At 63.9% G+C, this 2,762-nt stretch carries 1 protein-coding gene; it reads right to left on the reverse strand.

The annotated features are described in order from the left end of the window. Positions 1 to 2,762: pyruvate carboxylase (locus AYR66_RS27980; RefSeq protein ID WP_141104364.1), on the reverse strand; the 2,762-nt coding region annotated here is incomplete at both ends.

Raw genomic sequence — 2,762 nt, forward strand, 5'->3', positions numbered from 1 at the left:
GCCTTTTCCGCGTCTTCCTTCGCCTTGGCGAGATCGACCGGCGGCAGGTTTGCACCGGGACGGCCGACCATCGGCTGGCCGCCCTTCAGCACCTTCTGCTCCAGCGCCTTCGGGAAGCCGTCCGGCGGGAAGCCCAGCTCGCCCTTGAACAGCGAGATCACCGATTCCGGGAACGCGATTTCCTTGTCCGGGTTTTGCACATCGGCCGGCGTCAGGTCGTTGGCCACCATGAACAGCGCCATGTCGCCCACCACCTTCGAAGTCGGCGTCACCTTCACGATGTCGCCGAACAGCTGGTTCACGTCCGCATACGCTTGCGCCACTTCGGTCCAGCGGTGGTCGATGCCCATCGCGCGCGCCTGCTCGCGCAGGTTGGTGTATTGGCCGCCTGGCATTTCATGGCGATATACGTCGGAGGTGCCGGAACGCATGTCGGCCTCGAACGGTTCGTACTGGCGGCGCACGCCTTCCCAGTATTGCGAGATCGCGAACATCGCCGGGCGGTCCATCTGCGGATCGCGCGCAGTGCCTTGCAGCGCCGACGCGATCGAGCCCAGGTTGGGTTGCGAGGTCAGGCCGCTCATCGCATCCATTGCGCCATCGACCGCATCGCAGCCCGCTTCCACCGCGGCGAGAACGGACGCGGCGGCAATGCCGGACGTGTCGTGCGTATGGAAATGGATTGGCAAGCCGACTTCTTCCTTCAGCGCCTTGACCAATTCGCGCGCCGCATGCGGTTTGCACACGCCGGCCATGTCCTTGATGCCGAGGATGTTCACGCCAGCCTTTTCCAGTTGCTTGGCCATGTCGACGTAATACTTGAGGCTGTACTTCGGACGCGACGGATCGAACGGGTCGCCGGTGTAGCAGATCGCGCCTTCGCACAGCGCGCCGGATTCACGTACCGCATCGATCGCGACACGCATGTTTTCCACCCAGTTCAGCGAATCGAAAACGCGGAACAGGTCGACGCCACCCGACGCTGCCTGCTGCACGAAGTGCTTCACTACATTGTCCGCATAGTTGGTGTAACCGACCGCATTGGACGCGCGCAGCAGCATCTGGAACAGGATGTTGGGCACTTCCTCGCGCAGCAGTGACAGGCGCTCCCACGGGTCTTCCTTCAGGAAGCGCATCGCCACGTCGAAGGTCGCGCCGCCCCAGCATTCCATTGAGAACAGGTTGGGCAGCATGCGCGCATAGTAGGGCGCGATGGCGCGCATGTCGGCGGTGCGCATGCGGGTGGCAAACAGCGACTGGTGCGCGTCGCGCATCGTGGTGTCGGTCAGCAAGACTTGCGGCTGGTCTTTCATCCATTGCGCGAATTTCTCGGCCCCCAGTTCCTTGAACTTGTCACGCGAGCCGGGCAGGATCGGTTCGGAACGGTGCACGGTCGGCAGCAGCGGCGTGGGGATCACGCCATCGATGCCCTTGCGGCCCTTCATTTCCGGATTGCCGTTGACCACCACATCGCCGATGAAGCGCAGCAGGCGGGTCGCACGGTCGCGCCGCTTGGCGAACTGGAACAGTTCCGGCGTGGTATCGATGAAGCGGGTGATGCATTCGCCGGACTTGAACTGCTCATGGTTGATCACGTTCTCGAGGAACGGCAGGTTGGTCGACACGCCGCGGATACGGAATTCGCGCAGCGCGCGGTCCATGCGCGAAATCGCTTCGTCCGAGGTCGGCGCCCACGCGGTGACCTTCACCAGCAGCGAATCGTAGTACGGGGTGATCACGGCGCCCGAGTAAGCGGTGCCGCCATCGAGGCGCACGCCAAAGCCGGCCGCGCTGCGGTAGGCGACCAGGCGGCCGTAGTCGGGGGTGAAGTTGTTTTCCGGGTCTTCCGTCGTCACGCGGCATTGCAGTGCGTGGCCGTTCAGGCGGATGTCCTGCTGCAGCGGAATGCCCGCTTCATGGGAGTCATGGTCGCCGATTTTCACGCCTTCGGAGACGCGGATCTGTGCCTTCACGATGTCGATGCCGGTCACCTGTTCGGTGACCGTGTGCTCGACCTGGATGCGCGGGTTGACTTCGATGAAATAGAACTTGCCGGTATCGGCATCCATCAGGAATTCGACGGTGCCGGCGTGCGTGTAGTTGACCGCGCGGCCCAGGCGCAGCGCCGCTTCGCACAGCTCGGTGCGGCCTGCTTCGTCGAGGTAGGGAGCCGGTGCGCGTTCGACCACTTTCTGGTTGCGTCGCTGCACCGAGCAGTCGCGCTCGAACAGGTGCACCAGGTTGCCGTGGGTATCGCCCATCAACTGCACTTCGACATGGCGCGCACGGCGCACCAGCTTTTCAAGGTACATCTCGTCATTGCCGAACGCCGCCAGCGCTTCGCGGCGCGCGACTTCGAGCTGGCCGGGCAGTTCGGCTTCCGATTCGATCACGCGCATGCCGCGCCCGCCGCCACCCCAGCTTGCCTTCAGCATCAGCGGGTAGCCGATCTCGGCCGCCATCTTCTTTGCCTGTTCGATATCGTGCGGCAGGGCCGACGTCGCCGGCACCACCGGCACGCCGGCGGCGATCGCCGCATTGCGAGCGGCGACCTTGTTGCCCAGGGTGCGCATCACTTCCGGCTTGGGGCCGATGAAGGTGATGCCGTTCTTGGCGCAGGCTTCCGCAAAGTCGGGATTTTCCGACAGGAAGCCGTAGCCAGGGTGAATCGCGTCGACATGCGCTTCCTTGGCGATGCGGATGATGTCGTCGATATCGAGGTAGGCGGCAATCGGCTTCTTGCCTTCGCCGACCAGGTAGGA

The sequence above is a fragment of the Noviherbaspirillum denitrificans genome, from assembly GCF_002211445.1.
In the GTDB taxonomy this organism is placed as follows: Bacteria; Pseudomonadota; Gammaproteobacteria; order Burkholderiales; family Burkholderiaceae_D; genus Noviherbaspirillum; species Noviherbaspirillum denitrificans.